The organism is Enterobacter sp. S-33 (assembly GCF_028735835.1).
In the GTDB taxonomy this organism is placed as follows: domain Bacteria; phylum Pseudomonadota; class Gammaproteobacteria; order Enterobacterales; family Enterobacteriaceae; genus Enterobacter; species Enterobacter vonholyi.
The window spans coordinates 3,375,891-3,392,381 of the sequence record NZ_CP117838.1 but is presented as its reverse complement, the minus strand read 5'-3'; the positions used below and the strand labels follow the sequence as shown (position 1 = coordinate 3,392,381).

Below are 16,491 nucleotides of genomic sequence, written 5' to 3'. Positions count from 1 at the left end.
GTAGCGCCACCGGGCACGCAGACCGCGCTACAGCACGCTTAACGCCTTCTCAACCACGTTCTCAACGGTAAAGCCGAAGTACGGGAACAGCTTGTCGGCAGGGGCGGACTCACCGTAGCCCCTCATTCCGACAATCGCCCCTTTCAGACCCACATATTTGTACCAGTAGTCGGCAATACCGGCTTCCACCGCCACGCGCGCTGCGACGTTTGAGGGCAGTACCGATTCGCGGTACGCCTCGTCCTGGGCATCGAAAATATCCGTAGAAGGCAGGGACACCACGCGCACCGCGTGGCCTTCGGCGGTCAGTTTCTCCGCCGCTTTCACCGTGATTTCCACCTCGGAGCCGGTGGCAATCAGGATCACGTCCGGCTTGCCGCCGCTGTCTTTCAGGATATAGCCGCCGCGAGCGATGTTTTTCACCTGCTCCGGGGTACGCTCAATCTGCGCCAGGTTCTGGCGCGACAGAATTAATGCCGTTGGGCCGTTGTGGCGTTCTACCGCCAGCTTCCAGCCCACCGCAGCTTCGACCTGATCGCAGGGACGCCACGTGCTGAAGTTCGGCGTCAGGCGCAGGCTCGCCAGCTGTTCAACCGCCTGGTGGGTGGGGCCGTCTTCTCCCAGACCGATGGAGTCGTGGGTATAGACCATAATCTGCCGCGCCTTCATTAGTGCTGCCATGCGCGCCGCGTTACGGGCGTACTCGACGAACATCAGGAAGGTGGCGGTGTAGGGCACGAAGCCGCCGTGGTGGGCGATGCCGTTGGCAATCGCGGTCATCCCGAACTCGCGCACGCCGTAGTGGATATAGTTCCCGGCAATGTCCTCCTTCAGCGATTTCGAGCCCGACCAGATGGTCAGGTTACTCGGCGCCAGATCCGCCGAGCCGCCCAGCAGCTCAGGCAGGAGAGGGCCGATTGCGTTCAGGGTATTTTGCGACGCCTTACGGGTGGCGATTTTCGCCGGGTTGGACTGCAGGTTTTCAATCAGCGCCTGGGTTTTATCGTCCCAGTCTTCCGGCAGACCGCCGCTCATGCGGCGGGAAAACTCGGCCGCCAGTTCAGGATGCGCTTTTTTGTAGGCGGCAAATTTATCGTTCCATGCGTGCTGCGCTTTCTCACCCTCTTCGCGTGCATCCCATGCCCGGTAGATCTCTTTCGGGATCTCAAACGGCGGATGTTTCCAGCCCAGCTTCTGCCGGGTCAGCGCCACTTCCTCCTCGCCCAGCGCCGCGCCGTGCGCCTCTTCTTTACCCGCCTTGTTCGGCGAGCCGAAGCCGATCGTGGTGCGGCAGATAATCAGGGACGGTTTGTCCTTCACGCTTTGCGCTTCCTGAATCGCTTTTTTCACCGCCTCAGGGTCGTGACCGTCGATCTCATGCACCACGTGCCAGTGGTAGGCTTCGAAGCGTTTTGCCGTGTCGTCGGTAAACCAGCCTTCGGTTTCCCCGTCGATGGAGATGCCGTTGTGATCGTAGAACCCGATCAGCTTGCCGAGCCCCAGCGTGCCCGCCAGGGAGCAGACCTCATGGGAGATCCCCTCCATCAGACAGCCGTCACCCATAAACACGTAGGTGTAGTGATCGACAATCTCGTGGTCCGGCTGGTTGAACTGTGCCGCCAGCGTGCGTTCGGCAATCGCCAGCCCGACCGCATTTGCCAGCCCCTGGCCGAGCGGCCCGGTGGTGGTCTCCACGCCCGGCGTATAGCCGATCTCCGGGTGCCCCGGCGTTTTGGAGTGCAGCTGGCGGAAGTTTTTCAGCTCCTCAAGCGGCAGATCGTAGCCGGAAAGGTGCAGCAGGCTGTAGAGCAGCATTGAGGCGTGACCGTTGGAGAGAATAAAGCGGTCGCGATCGTACCAGGTGGGGTCATTGGGGTTGTGCTTCAGAAAGTCGTTCCACAGTACTTCGGCTATATCAGCCATGCCCATCGGCGCGCCGGGGTGGCCGGAATTGGCTTTCTGCACGGCATCCATGCTGAGGGCGCGGATGGCATTGGCTAGCTCTTTACGGGACATAGTTCACTCCGTGGCAAGGTTAAAGTTTGGCGGCGAGAAGATCTTCTAGTTTGCGCTGGTCGACGGCGAACTGGCGGATACCGTCCGCCAGTTTTTCCACGGCCATGGCGTCCTGGTTGTGCTCCCAGCGGAACTCCGCTTCGGTCATGGCTTTCGGTTTTGGCAGAACGGTGGAGGTCGGCACCAGCTTGCGGATCACCGTTTCTTCTTTGTCCTGTAGCTCCTGGAGCAGGTTGGGTGAAATTGTCAGGCGGTCGCAGCCTGCCAGGGCGAGGATCTGCTCGGTACGGCGGAAGCTGGCACCCATCACGATGGTTTCGTAGCGGTGCTGCTTGTAGTAGTCGTAGATATTACGGACCGATTTCACGCCCGGATCCTCATCCACCACGTACGGATCCATCGGCTGTTTCGCCTGGTACCAGTCGTAGATGCGCCCGACAAACGGTGACACCAGGAACACGCCCGCTTCGGCACAGGCGCGCGCCTGTGCAAAGGAGAACAGCAGCGTCAGGTTGCAGTGGATGCCCTCTTTTTCCAGTACCTCTGCCGCGCGGATGCCTTCCCAGGTGGAGGCGAGCTTGATCAGAATGCGTGATTTATCTATCCCCTGTTCCTCGTACAGTTCCACGAGGCGACGCGCCTTGTTAATGCTCTTTTCTTTATCGAAAGAGAGGCGGGCGTCGACTTCGGTCGAGACGCGGCCCGGGATGCTTTTAAGAATTTCCGCACCAAAATTAACCGCCAGCTTGTCGCTGGCTTCGGCGACCTGCTGCTCCTGCGTCTTCCCGCGCTTTTTACCGTAGGCAATGGCGTCATCAATCAGATGACTAAAATGGGTAAGCCCGGCAGCCTTGAGCAGTAGCGAAGGGTTGGTGGTCGCATCCTCCGGCTGATAGTGGCGAATCGACTCGATATCGCCGCTGTCTGCCACCACCGTGGTGAATTGTTTGATGCCGTCTAGCTGGTTCATAAATGATTACTCCTTGGAAATAAAAGAGTTAGATGAGTGCGTTAGTTCACACTTCTGGAAAAATCATGATGGACTTAACAAAAAAGCATAGCAGACGGGGGAGGCATTGCTTTTGAGACGGGTAACATGGCTGTTATAAATTGATAACAATTTTTAATGTGTGATGGTGAGAGTTTGGCTGCCTTCAAAGTTTAGGAGGCGGCCTGAGGCGATACTAGGCGGCACACCAGGGTGTGCATCAGGATCGCTTACGTCACCCTTTTGACCGATACGTGAAAGGAAAAATAAGATGGATGAGCAGTTGAAACAGAGTGCCCTCGATTTTCACGAGTTCCCTGTCCCGGGCAAAATCCAGGTCTCCCCAACCAAGCCGCTGGCAACTCAGCGCGATCTGGCGCTGGCCTATTCCCCGGGCGTAGCTGCCCCGTGTCTGGAAATCGAAAAAGACCCGCTGGCGGCCTACAAATACACCGCGCGCGGCAACCTTGTCGCCGTGATCTCTAACGGCACGGCGGTGCTGGGGCTGGGCAACATCGGCGCGCTGGCCGGTAAGCCGGTGATGGAAGGCAAGGGGGTGCTGTTCAAGAAATTCGCCGGTATCGACGTGTTCGATATCGAGGTGGATGAACTCGATCCTGACAAGTTCATCAACGTAGTGGCCGCGCTGGAGCCTACCTTCGGCGGGATCAACCTGGAAGACATCAAAGCGCCGGAATGTTTCTATATCGAGCAGAAGCTGCGCGAGCGTATGAATATTCCCGTGTTCCATGATGACCAGCACGGTACGGCCATTATCAGCACCGCTGCGATTCTCAACGGCCTGCGCGTGGTAGAGAAAAACCTCTCCGACGTGCGCATGGTGGTCTCCGGCGCCGGCGCCGCGGCCATCGCCTGTATGAACCTGTTGGTGGCGCTGGGTATGCAGAAACACAACATTGTGGTCTGCGACTCCAAGGGCGTTATTTATAAAGACCGCGAGCCGAACATGGCGGAAACCAAAGCGGCGTATGCGGTAGAAGACGACGGCAAGCGCACGCTTGAGGACGTCATTGACGGCGCGGATATCTTCCTTGGCTGCTCGGGTCCGAAAGTGCTGACCCAGGAGATGGTGAAGAAGATGGCGCGTGCGCCAATGATCCTGGCCCTGGCCAACCCGGAACCGGAAATTCTGCCGCCGCTGGCGAAAGCGGTGCGTGAAGACGCCATCATCTGTACCGGCCGTTCGGACTACCCGAACCAGGTCAACAACGTGCTCTGCTTCCCGTTCATCTTCCGCGGCGCGCTGGATGTCGGCGCGACGGCGATCAACGAAGAGATGAAGCTTGCAGCCGTTCACGCCATCGCGGAGCTGGCCCACGCCGAGCAGAGCGAAGTGGTTGCCTCAGCCTATGGCGATCAGGATCTGAGCTTTGGCCCGGACTACATCATTCCAAAACCGTTCGACCCGCGTCTGATTGTTAAAATTGCGCCAGCCGTTGCCAAAGCGGCAATGGATTCCGGCGTGGCGACGCGTCCGATTCACGACTTCGACGCGTACGTCGATAAACTCACCGAGTTTGTCTATAAAACCAACCTGTTCATGAAGCCGATCTTCTCTCAGGCGCGCGCCGACGCGAAGCGCGTGGTGCTAGCGGAAGGGGAAGAGGCGCGCGTGCTGCACGCCACCCAGGAGCTGATCACATTAGGCCTGGCGAAACCGATCCTGATTGGTCGTCCGAGCGTGATTGAAATGCGTATCCAGAAGCTGGGCCTGCAGATTAAGCCGGGCGTCGACTTCGAGATCGTAAACAACGAATCCGATCCGCGCTTCAAAGAGTACTGGAGCGAATACTACGCGATCATGAAGCGTCGGGGGATCACCCAGGAGCAGGCGCAGAAAGCCGTCATCAGCAACACGACGGTGATCGGCGCGATCATGGTCCATCGCGGCGAGGCGGATGCGCTGATCTGCGGTACCATCGGGGATTATCACGAGCACTTTAGCGTGGTGCAGGAGATCTTCGGCTATCGCGACGGCGTCCATACCGCCGGGGCGATGAACGCCCTGCTGCTGCCGAGCGGGAACACCTTTATCGCTGACACCTATGTTAACGACGATCCGAGCCCGGACGAGCTGGCGGAGATCACCGTGATGGCCGCCGAGACCGTGCGCCGCTTCGGTATCGAGCCGAAGGTGGCACTGCTGTCGCACTCTAACTTCGGTTCGTCCAAATCAGCGGCGGCGTGCAAAATGCGTGAGACGCTGGCGCTGGTGCGCGAGCGTGCGCCGGAGCTGATGATTGACGGGGAAATGCACGGCGATGCCGCGCTGGTGGAGAGCATCCGTAACGAACGTATGCCGGACAGCCCGCTGAAAGGATCGGCAAACATCCTGATTATGCCGAACGTGGAAGCGGCGCGTATCAGCTATAACCTGCTGCGCGTCTCCAGCTCTGAAGGGGTGACCGTAGGACCGGTGCTGATGGGCGTGGCGAAGCCGGTGCACGTGTTAACGCCGATAGCCTCCGTGCGCCGTATCGTGAATATGGTGGCGCTGGCGGTGGTTGAGGCGCAGACGCAGCCGCTGTAATTTTTACCCTCACCCTAACCCTCTCCCAAAGGGAGAGGGTTAGGGTTACACCCAATCCCGAACCTGAATAAACTCTTTTAAGGCAGCCTCCGGGCTGCCTTCTTTTGGCTCGTAGCAGTACTCCCAGCGCACCAGCGGCGGCATCGACATCAGAATTGACTCCGTGCGCCCGCCGGTCTGCAGGCCGAACAGCGTCCCGCGATCCCACACCAGGTTGAACTCCACGTAGCGCCCGCGGCGGTAGAGCTGGAACTCGCGCTCGCGCACGCCGTAGTTGGTGTCTTTACGGCGTTCGACGATAGGCAGGTACGCGTCGGTATAGCCTTCACCCACCGCGCGCATAAAGCTGAACGCGGTATCAAAATCAGGCGTGTTGAGATCGTCAAAGAACAGTCCGCCGATGCCGCGCTGCTCGTCGCGATGCTTCAGGTAAAAGTAGTCGTCGCACCACTTTTTATATTTCGGGTAAATGTCTTCGCCAAACGGCAGGCAAAGATCCCGCGCGGTGGTGTGCCAGTGCACGGCATCCTCTTCGAAGCCGTAGTAGGGCGTCATGTCGAAACCGCCGCCAAACCACCAGACCGGATCGGCCCCCGGCTTTTCCGCAATGAAAAAGCGCACGTTGGCGTGGCTGGTTGGCACGAACGGATTGTGCGGGTGCACCACCAGCGAGACGCCCATCGCTTCGAAGCTGCGGCCCGCGAGTTCGGGACGATGTGCCGTCGCAGATGCGGGCATGGCGTCGCCGTGAACGTGGGAAAAATTCACGCCAGCCTGTTCGAAAATGCCGCCGTTACGCAGCACGCGGCTGCGCCCGCCGCCGCCGGCCTCGCGCTGCCAGGTATCTTCCTGAAATTCTCCGCCGTCTGCGGCGGCCAGTTTCTGGCAAATCTCATCCTGCAGCTGCAGCAGGAAAGTTTTGACCAGTTGTGCATCGGGTTTCATCAACGTTTCCTGGAGTGCGCTTTTTGGTTATCGAACCAGTTGAAATAACTGATAATGCCGGAGGCGATAGCGTTGGCGATCTTCTGACGAAATGCCGTGGTGCCAAGGAGTCGCTCCTCTTCCGGGTTGGTGATGAAGGAGGTTTCCACCAGCACGGACGGAATGGACGGTGATTTCAGGACCACGAACGCCGCCTGCTCGGTGCCTTTGCTGTGCAGGCGATGCACCGGCTTAATCTTCTTCAGGATGTGCGAGCCAAGCGTCAGGCTGTTTTTGATCGTATCCGTCTGCACGAGGTCGAACAGCACCTGCTGTAGCAGGTGGTCTTTGTCGGTGGCTTTTTTCCCGGCGACTTCATCCGCCCGGTTTTCGCGGTCGGAGAGGTATTTCGCCATGGCGCTACTGGCGCCGCGGTTGGAAAGCGCAAACACCGAGGCACCTGCCGCAGAAGGGTTGGTAAAGCCGTCCGCGTGAATCGACATAAACAGATCCGCACCGTGCTGGTGGGCGATCTCTACGCGGTCATACAGCGGAATAAAGGTATCGCCAGAGCGCGTCAGACGGGCGTCAATGCCGTTACTGCGTAAAATCGCCCGCACATTTTTTGCAATCGCCAGCACGACGTGTTTTTCTTTCGACCCGTTTTTGCCGATGGCGCCGGTATCAATGCCGCCGTGCCCAGGGTCGAGCATCACCAGACGCTTCGCGCCCGGCTTTTTGGTTTTCGGTTTGCTGTGTCCGTTACTGGTTTTAAGCGTGCTCTCGTCTTTCGCCTGAGCCTGCTTTGCGATACCCGTTAACGTTAAGGCCGCCAGCCCCGCTTTGAGAACCTGACGACGCGATGTGAGTGCTTTTAATGGTTTGAATGTGCTCATGCGGCCTGAATACTAAAAAATGGGGTCCTGGTGTTATATCGTATCGTGTTTCCCGTTACGACAGTCCATGTTGAGAATTGTTTTACTTTTCATTTCAATACGTGACAAAGTGACATTATGCCAAATTTTGGCGAGATTTTCCCCGGTTATTGGCTAAAGGCGAGCTTCGCGCCATAATCACAGTTTTTAAACCCGAAAAGGCGGTTAATACCATGGAGATACGCGTTTTTCGCCAGGAAGATTTCGAAGAGGTGATTACCCTTTGGGAGCGCTGCGATCTGCTGCGTCCGTGGAACGATCCGGAAATGGATATCGAACGTAAGGTGAATCACGACGTCAGTCTGTTCCTGGTCGCGGAAGTCAACGGTGAGGTTGTGGGGACGGTAATGGGCGGTTACGACGGCCACCGCGGCTCGGCCTATTATCTGGGCGTCCATCCGGAATACCGTGGTCGCGGCATTGCCAATGCGCTGCTTAACCGGCTCGAGAAGAAGCTGATCGCCCGCGGCTGCCCGAAAATCCAGATTATGGTTCGGGAAGATAACGATGTGGTGCTGGGCATGTATGAGCGTCTGGGCTACGAGCATTCTGACGTGCTGAATCTGGGAAAGCGTCTGATCGAAGATGAAGAGTACTGAGATTCATCCGGCAGACTATGACGCGCAGGGCCGCGTCAGGCTGCCCTTTTTATTCTGGTGCGTTCTGCTGCTCCAGGCCCGTACCTGGGTGCTGTTTGTGATGGCCGCCGCGTCGCGCGGGCAGGGCGATACGCTGCTGAATCTTTTTTATCCCGATCACGATGCTTTCTGGCTCGGCTTACTGCCGGGCGTACCGGCGGTGGTGGCTTTTTTGTGTAGCGGACGACGGCACCTGATCCCTCGTTTTTGGCGCACGCTTCGCTGGCTGCTAATCCTTGCCCAGACTGCGCTGCTCTTATGGCAGCCGGTTCTCTGGTGGTACGGTGAACCGCTGACGGGCTCCGGCGTTGCGCTGGTGGTTGCTGATATTGTGGCGCTGCTGTGGCTGATGACCAACCCGCGTCTTCGCGCCTGTTTTGCGCCTCAGGATGATTAATCCGGCACTTTTTGCCGATGTCGCACTCCAACAAGCGTTGATTTAACAAGTAAGGACGTTTCAATGAAATCGCTGCGTTTACTCTTATGCGCTCTCCCGCTGGCATTGACCGGCTGTTCGACGCTCTCCTCCATTAACTGGTCCGCTGCGTATCCGTGGAACTGGTTTGGCTCATCAACGGAAGTAACCGAGCAGGGCGTGGGGAAAATTACCGCCGCGACGGCGCTGGATCAGAATGCTATCCAGGATGCGCTCAGCAGTGATTACCGCCTGCGCAGCGGCATGAAAACGGAGAATGGCAATATTGTTCGCTACTACGAGGCGCTGAAGGGCGACAAGCTGGCGCTGGTGATCAACGGTGACAAAGGCACGGTCAACCGAATTGCGGTGATGGATGACGATATTCCGACGGCGAGCGGTGTGAAGGTGGGGACCCCGTTTAGCGATCTTTATAAGCAGGCCTTTGGCAACTGCGCCAGCGTGCCGTCTGACGACAAGGTTGCGGTGGAATGTAAGGCTGAAGGCAGCCAGCACATCAGCTATGTCTTCACCGGCACCTGGAGCGGCCCGGAAGGACTGATGCCGTCTGACGACACGCTTAAGAGCTGGAAAGTGAGCAAAATACTCTGGAAGCAGTAATTTGCGCCTGAGCAAACCGCCTCGCTGAAATCCGGGTATAATACCCGCCATCAATGCCACGCTGACGTGGCATCTTTATTTCAGGAGGAGCGATGTCTCAGGTTCAGAGTGGCATTTTGCCAGAACATTGCCGCGCGGCGATTTGGATTGAAGCCAATGTTAAAGGGGACGTGGATGCCCTACGTGCGGCCAGCAAAGCGTTTATTGATAAACTGGCGACCTTCCAAGCCAAATTCCCGGAAGCACACCTCGGCGCCGTTGTCGCCTTTGGCAATAACGTCTGGCGTCAGCTGAGCGGTGGCGAAGGGGCAGAAGAGCTGAAGGACTTCATCCCATACGGCAAAGGTCTGGCTCCGGCAACCCAATACGACGTGCTGATCCACATTCTCTCCCTGCGTCACGACGTGAACTTTTCCGTTGCCCAGGCGGCGGTAGCGGCTTTTGGCGACAGCATTGATGTGCAGGAAGAGGTTCACGGCTTCCGCTGGGTCGAAGAGCGCGATCTGAGCGGCTTTGTCGACGGAACCGAAAACCCGGCAGGGGAAGAGACGCGTCGTGAAGTCGCGGTAATCAAAGATGGCGTGGACGCGGGCGGCAGCTACGTGTTCGTGCAGCGCTGGGAGCACAACCTCAAGCAGCTTAACCGCATGAGCGTGCACGACCAGGAGATGATGATTGGCCGTACGAAAGAGGCTAACGAAGAGATCGACGGCGACGACCGTCCCGTTACCTCGCACCTGACCCGCGTTGACCTCAAAGAAGACGGCAAAGGGCTGAAGATTGTCCGCCAGAGCCTGCCGTACGGTACGGCAAGCGGAACGCACGGCCTTTACTTCTGCGCCTACTGCGCGCGCCTGTATAACATCGAGCAGCAGCTGCTGAGCATGTTCGGCGATACCGACGGCAAGCGCGACGCCATGCTGCGCTTCACCAAACCGGTGACCGGCGGCTACTACTTTGCGCCGTCCGTTGAGCGTTTGCTAGCGCTGTAATGGCATTTCTCCCTCTCCCTGCGGGAGAGGGCAGGGGTGAGGGCACCAGGCCTCACCCTTATTCCCTTTTCTGCTTCTAAATCACCAAACGGTATATAAAACCGTTACTCCTTTCATCCCCGTTATAAATATTATGACTATAAGATAGTCATCACATTTATAAGGGTGCGCAATGGCCGTTACTGTACTGAAAAAAGGAACTCTGGCGCTGGCAGGTTTACTGCTGGTGGCACAGGCGCAGGCGACTGAACTGTTGAACAGTTCGTATGACGTCTCCCGCGAGCTGTTTGCCGCCCTTAATCCCCCGTTCGAACAGCTGTGGGCGAAAGACAATAACGGCGATAAGCTCACCATCAAGCAGTCCCACGCCGGGTCGTCCAAGCAGGCGCTGGCCATTCTTCAGGGACTGAAAGCGGACGTCGTGACCTACAACCAGGTGACTGACGTGCAGATCCTGCACGACAAAGGCAAGCTCATCCCGGCGGACTGGCAGAGCCGACTGCCGAACAATAGCTCCCCGTTTTATTCCACCATGGGCTTCCTGGTGCGTAAGGGCAACCCTAAGAATATCCACGACTGGAGCGACCTGGTGCGTTCCGACGTGAAGCTGATTTTCCCGAACCCAAAAACCTCCGGTAACGCGCGTTATACCTATTTAGCCGCGTGGGGCGCGGCGGACAAGGCTGACGGTAACGATAAAGCCAAAACCGAGCAGTTCATGACCCAGTTCCTGAAAAACGTCGAAGTATTTGATACCGGCGGCCGCGGGGCGACAACGACCTTCGCGGAGCGAGGTCTCGGCGATGTTCTGATCAGCTTTGAATCGGAAGTGAATAACATCCGCAAGCAGTATGAAGCGCAGGGCTTTGAGGTGGTTATCCCGAAAACCAACATTCTGGCCGAGTTCCCGGTCGCATGGGTGGATAAAAACGTGCAGGCGAACGGTACCGAGAAAGCGGCAAAAGCCTATCTCAACTACCTCTACAGCCCTCAGGCGCAGACCATCATTACCGATTACTACTACCGCGTGAACAACCCGGACGTGATGAACAAGCTGAAAGATAAATTCCCGCAGACCGCGCTGTTCCGCGTGGAAGACCATTTTGGCTCCTGGCCTGATGTGATGAAAACGCATTTTGCCAGCGGCGGTGAGTTAGACAAACTGCTGGCGGCGGGGCATAAGTAATGTTTGCTGTCTCGACAAAACGCGTCCTGCCGGGCTTTACCTTAAGCCTCGGGACCAGCCTGCTGTTCGTCTGCCTGATCCTGCTGTTGCCGCTCAGCGCGCTGGTGATGCAGCTTGCTCAGATGAGCTGGGCGCAGTACTGGGACGTGGTCACCAACCCGCAGGTGGTGGCGGCCTATAAGGTGACGCTGCTGTCGGCGTTTGTCGCCTCCATTTTTAACGGCGTGTTTGGCCTGCTGATGGCGTGGATCCTGACCCGCTATCGCTTCCCGGGCCGCACGCTGCTTGACGCCCTGATGGATCTGCCGTTTGCGCTGCCGACGGCGGTGGCGGGTTTGACCCTCGCGTCGCTCTTCTCTGTAAACGGGCTGTACGGCGAGTGGCTGGCGAAATTTGATATCAAAGTAACCTACACCTGGCTCGGTATCGCGGTGGCGATGGCCTTCACCAGCATCCCGTTTGTGGTACGTACCGTGCAGCCGGTGCTGGAAGAGTTGGGTCCGGAATACGAAGAAGCGGCGGAAACGCTGGGCGCCACGCGCTGGCAGAGCTTCCGCAAGGTAGTTTTGCCGGAGCTCTCTCCAGCGCTGATGGCTGGTGTCGCGCTGTCGTTTACCCGCAGCCTCGGTGAGTTCGGCGCGGTGATTTTTATCGCCGGGAACATCGCCTGGAAAACGGAAGTGACCTCGCTGATGATTTTCATCCGCCTGCAGGAGTTTGATTATCCGGCGGCGAGCGCGATTGCTTCGGTGATCCTCGCCGCCTCGCTGCTGCTGCTGTACTCGATTAACACTCTGCAAAGTCGCTTTGGTCGACGTGTGGTAGGTCACTGATGGCGGAAGTTACGCAATTGAAGCGATACGATGCGCCCCGCATCAACTGGGGTAAATGGTTTCTGATTGGGGCGGGCGTGCTGGTTTCCGCCCTCATTCTCGTCGTGCCGACGATTTATATTTTCGTTCAGGCGTTCAGCAAGGGTCTGATGCCCGCGCTGGAAAACCTGGCGAACCCGGATATGCTCCATGCCATCTGGCTCACCGTGCTGATTGCCCTGATCACCGTCCCGGTGAACCTGGTGTTCGGGACCCTGCTGGCGTGGCTGGTGACGCGCTTTAACTTCCCCGGACGTCAGCTGCTGCTGACCCTGCTGGATATTCCGTTTGCCGTGTCGCCGGTGGTGGCGGGCCTGGTGTACCTGCTCTTTTACGGCTCCAACGGCCCACTGGGCGGCTGGCTGGATGCGCATAACCTGCAGATCATGTTCGCCTGGCCGGGCATGGTGCTGGTCACCATCTTCGTGACCTGCCCGTTTGTGGTGCGCGAGCTGGTGCCGGTGATGTTAAGCCAGGGGAGCAACGAAGACGAAGCGGCGGTGCTGCTGGGGGCTTCGGGCTGGCAAATGTTCCGCCGCGTGACGCTGCCGAACATCCGCTGGGCGTTGCTTTACGGCGTGGTGCTGACCAACGCCCGCGCGATTGGCGAGTTCGGTGCCGTTTCCGTTGTTTCCGGCTCTATCCGGGGTGAAACCCTGTCGCTGCCGCTGCAGATTGAACTGCTGCAGCAGGACTACAACACCATCGGCTCGTTTACTGCCGCAGCGTTATTGACGCTGATGGCCATTTTGACCCTGTTTTTGAAGAGTGTGGTGCAGTGGCGTTTAGAAAATCAGGAAAAACGTCAGCATCAGGAGGGAAATCATGAGCATTGAGATTGCCAATATTAAGAAGTCTTTTGGTCGCACCCAGGTGCTGAATGATATCTCGCTGGATATCCCTTCCGGACAAATGGTGGCGCTGCTGGGGCCGTCCGGCTCGGGCAAAACCACGCTGCTGCGCATTATCGCCGGGCTTGAGCATCAGACCAGCGGGCACATCCGCTTCCACGGTACCGACGTGAGCCGCCTGCACGCCCGCGATCGTAAAGTGGGTTTTGTGTTCCAGCATTACGCGCTGTTCCGCCACATGACCGTGTTTGACAACATCGCGTTTGGGCTTACCGTGCTGCCGCGTCGCGAGCGCCCGGATGCGGCAACCATTAAGGCGAAGGTGACCAAACTGCTGGAGATGGTGCAGCTGGCTCACCTGGCGGATCGTTTCCCGGCCCAGCTGTCCGGCGGGCAGAAACAGCGCGTGGCGCTGGCTCGCGCGCTGGCCGTTGAACCGCAAATTCTGCTGCTGGATGAGCCCTTCGGCGCGCTGGATGCGCAGGTGCGTAAAGAGCTGCGCCGCTGGCTGCGTCAGCTCCATGAAGAGCTGAAATTCACCAGCGTCTTCGTGACCCACGATCAGGAAGAGGCGATGGAAGTTGCGGATCGCGTGGTGGTCATGAGCCAGGGCAACATTGAGCAGGTTGACGAACCGGAGCAGCTCTGGCGTGAACCGGCGACCCGCTTCGTGCTGGAGTTTATGGGCGAGGTGAACCGTCTGCAGGGCACTATTCGCGGCGGTCAGTTCCACGTGGGCGCGCACCGCTGGCCGCTGGGCTATACCTCCGCGCACCAGGGCCCGGTCGATCTGTTCCTGCGTCCGTGGGAAGTGGACGTGAGCCGCCGAACCAGCCTGGATTCACCGCTGCCGGTGCAGGTGCTGGAAGCGAGCCCTAAAGGTCACTACACCCAACTGGTGGTACAGCCGCTGGGCTGGTATACCGAGCCGCTGACCGTGGTCATGCGCGACGATGTCCCGCCGCACCGGGGGGAGCGCCTGTTTGTCGGGCTGCAGCATGCCCGGATTTATCACGGGAAGGAGCGCATCGAGACGCGCGAGGATATTGCTCTGGCGGAGTCAGCCTGATAGGTTATTAGGATGTTTATCGCCCGGTGGCGCTGCGCTTACCGGGCCTACAGTTATCACTGCGTCTTGTAGGCCGGGTAAGCGAAACGCCACCCGGCTTTTTTATTGAGTAAAAAACGTGAATACACTCGAACACACCATCGGCAACACCCCTCTGGTCAAACTTCAGCGCATGGGGCCGGCTAACGGCAGCGAAATCTGGGTCAAACTCGAAGGCAATAACCCGGCGGGGTCGGTAAAAGATCGTGCCGCGCTGTCGATGATTGTCCAGGCTGAAAAGCGCGGCGAGATTAAGCCGGGCGACGTACTGATTGAAGCCACCAGCGGTAACACCGGTATCGCCCTGGCGATGATTGCGGCGCTGAAAGGCTACCGCATGAAGCTGCTGATGCCTGACAACATGAGCCAGGAGCGCCGCGCCGCGATGCGTGCCTACGGGGCCGAGCTGATTCTGGTGACCAAAGAGCAGGGGATGGAAGGCGCGCGCGACCTGGCGTTAGAAATGGCCGAGCGCGGCGAAGGTAAACTGCTCGATCAGTTTAATAACCCGGACAACCCGTACGCGCACTACACCACCACCGGCCCGGAAATCTGGCAGCAAACCGACGGGCGAATCACCCATTTTGTCTCCAGCATGGGCACCACCGGCACCATTACCGGCGTATCGCGTTTTCTGCGCGAGCAGGACAAAGCCGTCACCATTGTGGGCCTGCAGCCGGAAGAGGGGAGCAGCATTCCGGGCATTCGCCGCTGGCCGGCGGAGTATATGCCCGGCATCTTTAATGCGCAGCTTGTGGACCAGGTGCTGGATCTTCACCAGCGCGAGGCGGAAAATACCATGCGTGAGCTGGCCGTGCGCGAAGGTATCTTCTGCGGCGTCAGCTCGGGCGGCGCGGTAGCGGGCGCGATTCGGGTAGCGCAGGCAAACCCGGGCGCTGTGGTGGTGGCGATTATTTGCGATCGAGGCGATCGCTATCTGTCTACCGGCGTCTTTGGTGAAGAGAGTTATTCGCAGGGGGCGGGGATTTAAGCGTCATGGAGATGATTCTATTCCGGGATAATACCCGGGCGCAGCAAACTGATATTGTCGCGGTACAGTCGCAGGTGGTTTACGGCAGCGTGGGTAACAGCATTGCGGTGCCGAATATTCGAACCCACAGGCTGAACGTCACCGCCGTGCCAACGGTACTGTTCAGCAACACGCCACACTATGACACCTTCTATGGTGGCGTGATCCCCGATGAGTGGTTCAGCGGCTACCTGAAAGCGCTGGAAGAGCGCGAGATCCTGCGCGAGCTTAAGGCGGTTACCACCGGCTATATGGGAAATGCCAGCCAGATCGTCCTGCTGGCGCAGTGGCTGAAGGCGGTCAAAGCTCAGCATCCTGATCTGCTGGTGCTGGTCGACCCGGTTATTGGCGATATCGACAGCGGGATGTACGTGAAGCCGGATATCCCGCAGGCGTATCGGGAGCACCTGCTGCCGCTGGCGCAGGGGATTACGCCAAACGTCTACGAGCTGGAAGTGTTAAGCGGCAAACCGTGCCGCACGCCGGAAAGCGCCATCGCGGCGGCACAGGGACTGCTCTCTGACAGCCTGAAATGGGTGGCGATTACCAGCGCGCCGGTCGCTGACGACCCGCAAAACATCCACGTGGTGCTGGTCACCCGCGATGGCGTGACCGTCAGCGCGCACCCGCGCGTAGAAACCGATCTGAAAGGGACGGGCGACCTGTTCTGTTCAGAGCTGGTGAGCGGAATTGTAGAGGGGAAAACCGTTGCAGATGCCATTCGCATGGCCGGCGATCGGGTGACGGACGTGATGCTCTATACCCAGTCGAAAGGCTACGACGAGCTTATCCTCCCGGCATAAACAAAAATGGCGCCCGAAGGCGCCATTTTTCTGTGCGGGCAAGAATTACTTCTTGATGCGGATAACCGGGGTTTCACCCACGGTGACGCTGCCAGACAGTTTGATCAGTTCTTTGATTTCGTCCATGTTGGAGATAACTACCGGCGTCAGGGTAGACTTGGCTTTTTCTTCCAGCAGTGGCAGATCGAATTCAATCACCGGGTCGCCAACTTTAACACGCTGGCCTTCTTCCGCGATACGTTTGAAGCCTTCGCCTTTCAGTTCAACGGTGTCGATACCGAAGTGAACGAACAGTTCTATACCGCTATCAGATTCGATAGAGAACGCATGGTTGGTTTCAAAAATTTTACCGATGGTGCCGTCAACTGGAGCAACCATTTTGTTGCCAGTTGGTTTGATAGCAATGCCATCACCAACGATTTTCTCAGCAAACACTACATCCGGCACGTCTTCGATGTTGACGATCTCGCCGGAGAGCGGAGCAACAATCTCAATAGTTCCGGAGTCTTTCTTATCATCAGAAACCAGAGATTTCAGTTTATCGAACAAACCCATGATCTT

Annotated in this window: 16 protein-coding genes; 11 read left to right on the top strand and 5 right to left on the bottom strand. The window is 58.1% G+C overall.

All coding sequences use genetic code 11. The annotated features are described in order from the left end of the window. Nucleotides 1-27: 27 nt before the first annotated feature. Entirely contained in the window at nucleotides 28-2,016 is a 1,989-nt protein-coding gene (gene tkt, locus PUP35_RS16025; RefSeq protein WP_111965193.1) for a transketolase, read from the bottom strand. Nucleotides 2,017-2,035: 19 nt separating this feature from the next. Next, nucleotides 2,036-2,986 (bottom strand): transaldolase, encoded by a 951-nt coding sequence (tal, locus tag PUP35_RS16020; RefSeq protein ID WP_115875961.1) that lies wholly within the window; start codon nucleotides 2,984-2,986, stop codon nucleotides 2,036-2,038. Nucleotides 2,987-3,275: 289 nt separating this feature from the next. On the opposite strand from tal, the gene maeB reads away from it, so the two are divergent. Continuing rightward, complete coding sequence (gene maeB, locus PUP35_RS16015; protein WP_115875960.1) at nucleotides 3,276-5,555, top strand: NADP-dependent oxaloacetate-decarboxylating malate dehydrogenase; 2,280 nt, start codon at nucleotides 3,276-3,278, stop codon at nucleotides 5,553-5,555. A gap of 45 nt (nucleotides 5,556-5,600) precedes the next feature. Here maeB and hemF read toward each other — a convergent pair whose 3' ends face one another. Continuing rightward, entirely contained in the window at nucleotides 5,601-6,500 is a 900-nt protein-coding gene (gene hemF / locus PUP35_RS16010) for an oxygen-dependent coproporphyrinogen oxidase (protein ID WP_274240545.1), read from the bottom strand. After that, the gene (gene amiA, locus PUP35_RS16005) at nucleotides 6,500-7,375 is read right to left on the bottom strand and encodes an N-acetylmuramoyl-L-alanine amidase AmiA (RefSeq protein WP_023308739.1); all 876 of its coding nucleotides are present in this window, start codon (nucleotides 7,373-7,375) and stop codon (nucleotides 6,500-6,502) included. Before amiA ends, hemF begins: the two co-directional genes overlap by 1 nt. A gap of 212 nt (nucleotides 7,376-7,587) precedes the next feature. On the opposite strand from amiA, the gene PUP35_RS16000 reads away from it, so the two are divergent. The 10 genes from PUP35_RS16000 (at nucleotide 7,588) to pdxK (ending at nucleotide 15,930) form a co-directional block, all read left to right on the top strand. Continuing rightward, the gene (locus tag PUP35_RS16000; RefSeq protein WP_014884750.1) at nucleotides 7,588-8,013 is read left to right on the top strand and encodes a GNAT family acetyltransferase; all 426 of its coding nucleotides are present in this window, start codon (nucleotides 7,588-7,590) and stop codon (nucleotides 8,011-8,013) included. Then, nucleotides 8,000-8,449, top strand: a complete 450-nt coding sequence (locus PUP35_RS15995) for a DUF2919 domain-containing protein (protein WP_115875958.1) — start codon at nucleotides 8,000-8,002, stop codon at nucleotides 8,447-8,449. Before PUP35_RS16000 ends, PUP35_RS15995 begins: the two co-directional genes overlap by 14 nt. Before the next feature lie 63 nt (nucleotides 8,450-8,512). Continuing rightward, nucleotides 8,513-9,088, top strand: coding sequence for an RpoE-regulated lipoprotein (locus PUP35_RS15990; protein ID WP_127731890.1), 576 nt, complete (start codon nucleotides 8,513-8,515; stop codon nucleotides 9,086-9,088). Nucleotides 9,089-9,180: 92 nt separating this feature from the next. Further along, complete coding sequence (locus PUP35_RS15985; RefSeq protein WP_111965199.1) at nucleotides 9,181-10,080, top strand: Dyp-type peroxidase; 900 nt, start codon at nucleotides 9,181-9,183, stop codon at nucleotides 10,078-10,080. Between the two features lie 172 nt (nucleotides 10,081-10,252). Next, nucleotides 10,253-11,266 carry a sulfate ABC transporter substrate-binding protein gene (locus tag PUP35_RS15980; protein ID WP_274240540.1) on the top strand — a complete coding sequence of 338 codons (1,014 nt, stop codon included), beginning with the start codon at nucleotides 10,253-10,255 and terminating at the stop codon, nucleotides 11,264-11,266. Continuing rightward, the gene (gene cysT, locus PUP35_RS15975; RefSeq protein WP_004123378.1) at nucleotides 11,266-12,099 is read left to right on the top strand and encodes a sulfate/thiosulfate ABC transporter permease CysT; all 834 of its coding nucleotides are present in this window, start codon (nucleotides 11,266-11,268) and stop codon (nucleotides 12,097-12,099) included. Before PUP35_RS15980 ends, cysT begins: the two co-directional genes overlap by 1 nt. After that, entirely contained in the window at nucleotides 12,099-12,974 is an 876-nt protein-coding gene (cysW, locus tag PUP35_RS15970; RefSeq protein WP_045325891.1) for a sulfate/thiosulfate ABC transporter permease CysW, read from the top strand. The genes cysT and cysW overlap by 1 nt, the downstream gene beginning before the upstream one ends. Next, nucleotides 12,964-14,058 (top strand): sulfate/thiosulfate ABC transporter ATP-binding protein CysA, encoded by a 1,095-nt coding sequence (gene cysA / locus PUP35_RS15965; protein WP_008501607.1) that lies wholly within the window; start codon nucleotides 12,964-12,966, stop codon nucleotides 14,056-14,058. Before cysW ends, cysA begins: the two co-directional genes overlap by 11 nt. Nucleotides 14,059-14,176: 118 nt before the next feature. Further along, nucleotides 14,177-15,088, top strand: a complete 912-nt coding sequence (gene cysM, locus PUP35_RS15960; protein WP_115875955.1) for a cysteine synthase CysM — start codon at nucleotides 14,177-14,179, stop codon at nucleotides 15,086-15,088. A gap of 5 nt (nucleotides 15,089-15,093) precedes the next feature. Next, nucleotides 15,094-15,930, top strand: coding sequence for a pyridoxine/pyridoxal/pyridoxamine kinase (gene pdxK / locus PUP35_RS15955; protein WP_115875954.1), 837 nt, complete (start codon nucleotides 15,094-15,096; stop codon nucleotides 15,928-15,930). Nucleotides 15,931-15,975: 45 nt separating this feature from the next. Here pdxK and crr read toward each other — a convergent pair whose 3' ends face one another. Beyond that, complete coding sequence (crr, locus tag PUP35_RS15950; protein ID WP_003861316.1) at nucleotides 15,976-16,485, bottom strand: PTS glucose transporter subunit IIA; 510 nt, start codon at nucleotides 16,483-16,485, stop codon at nucleotides 15,976-15,978. Between the last annotated feature and the right edge of the window lie 6 nt (nucleotides 16,486-16,491).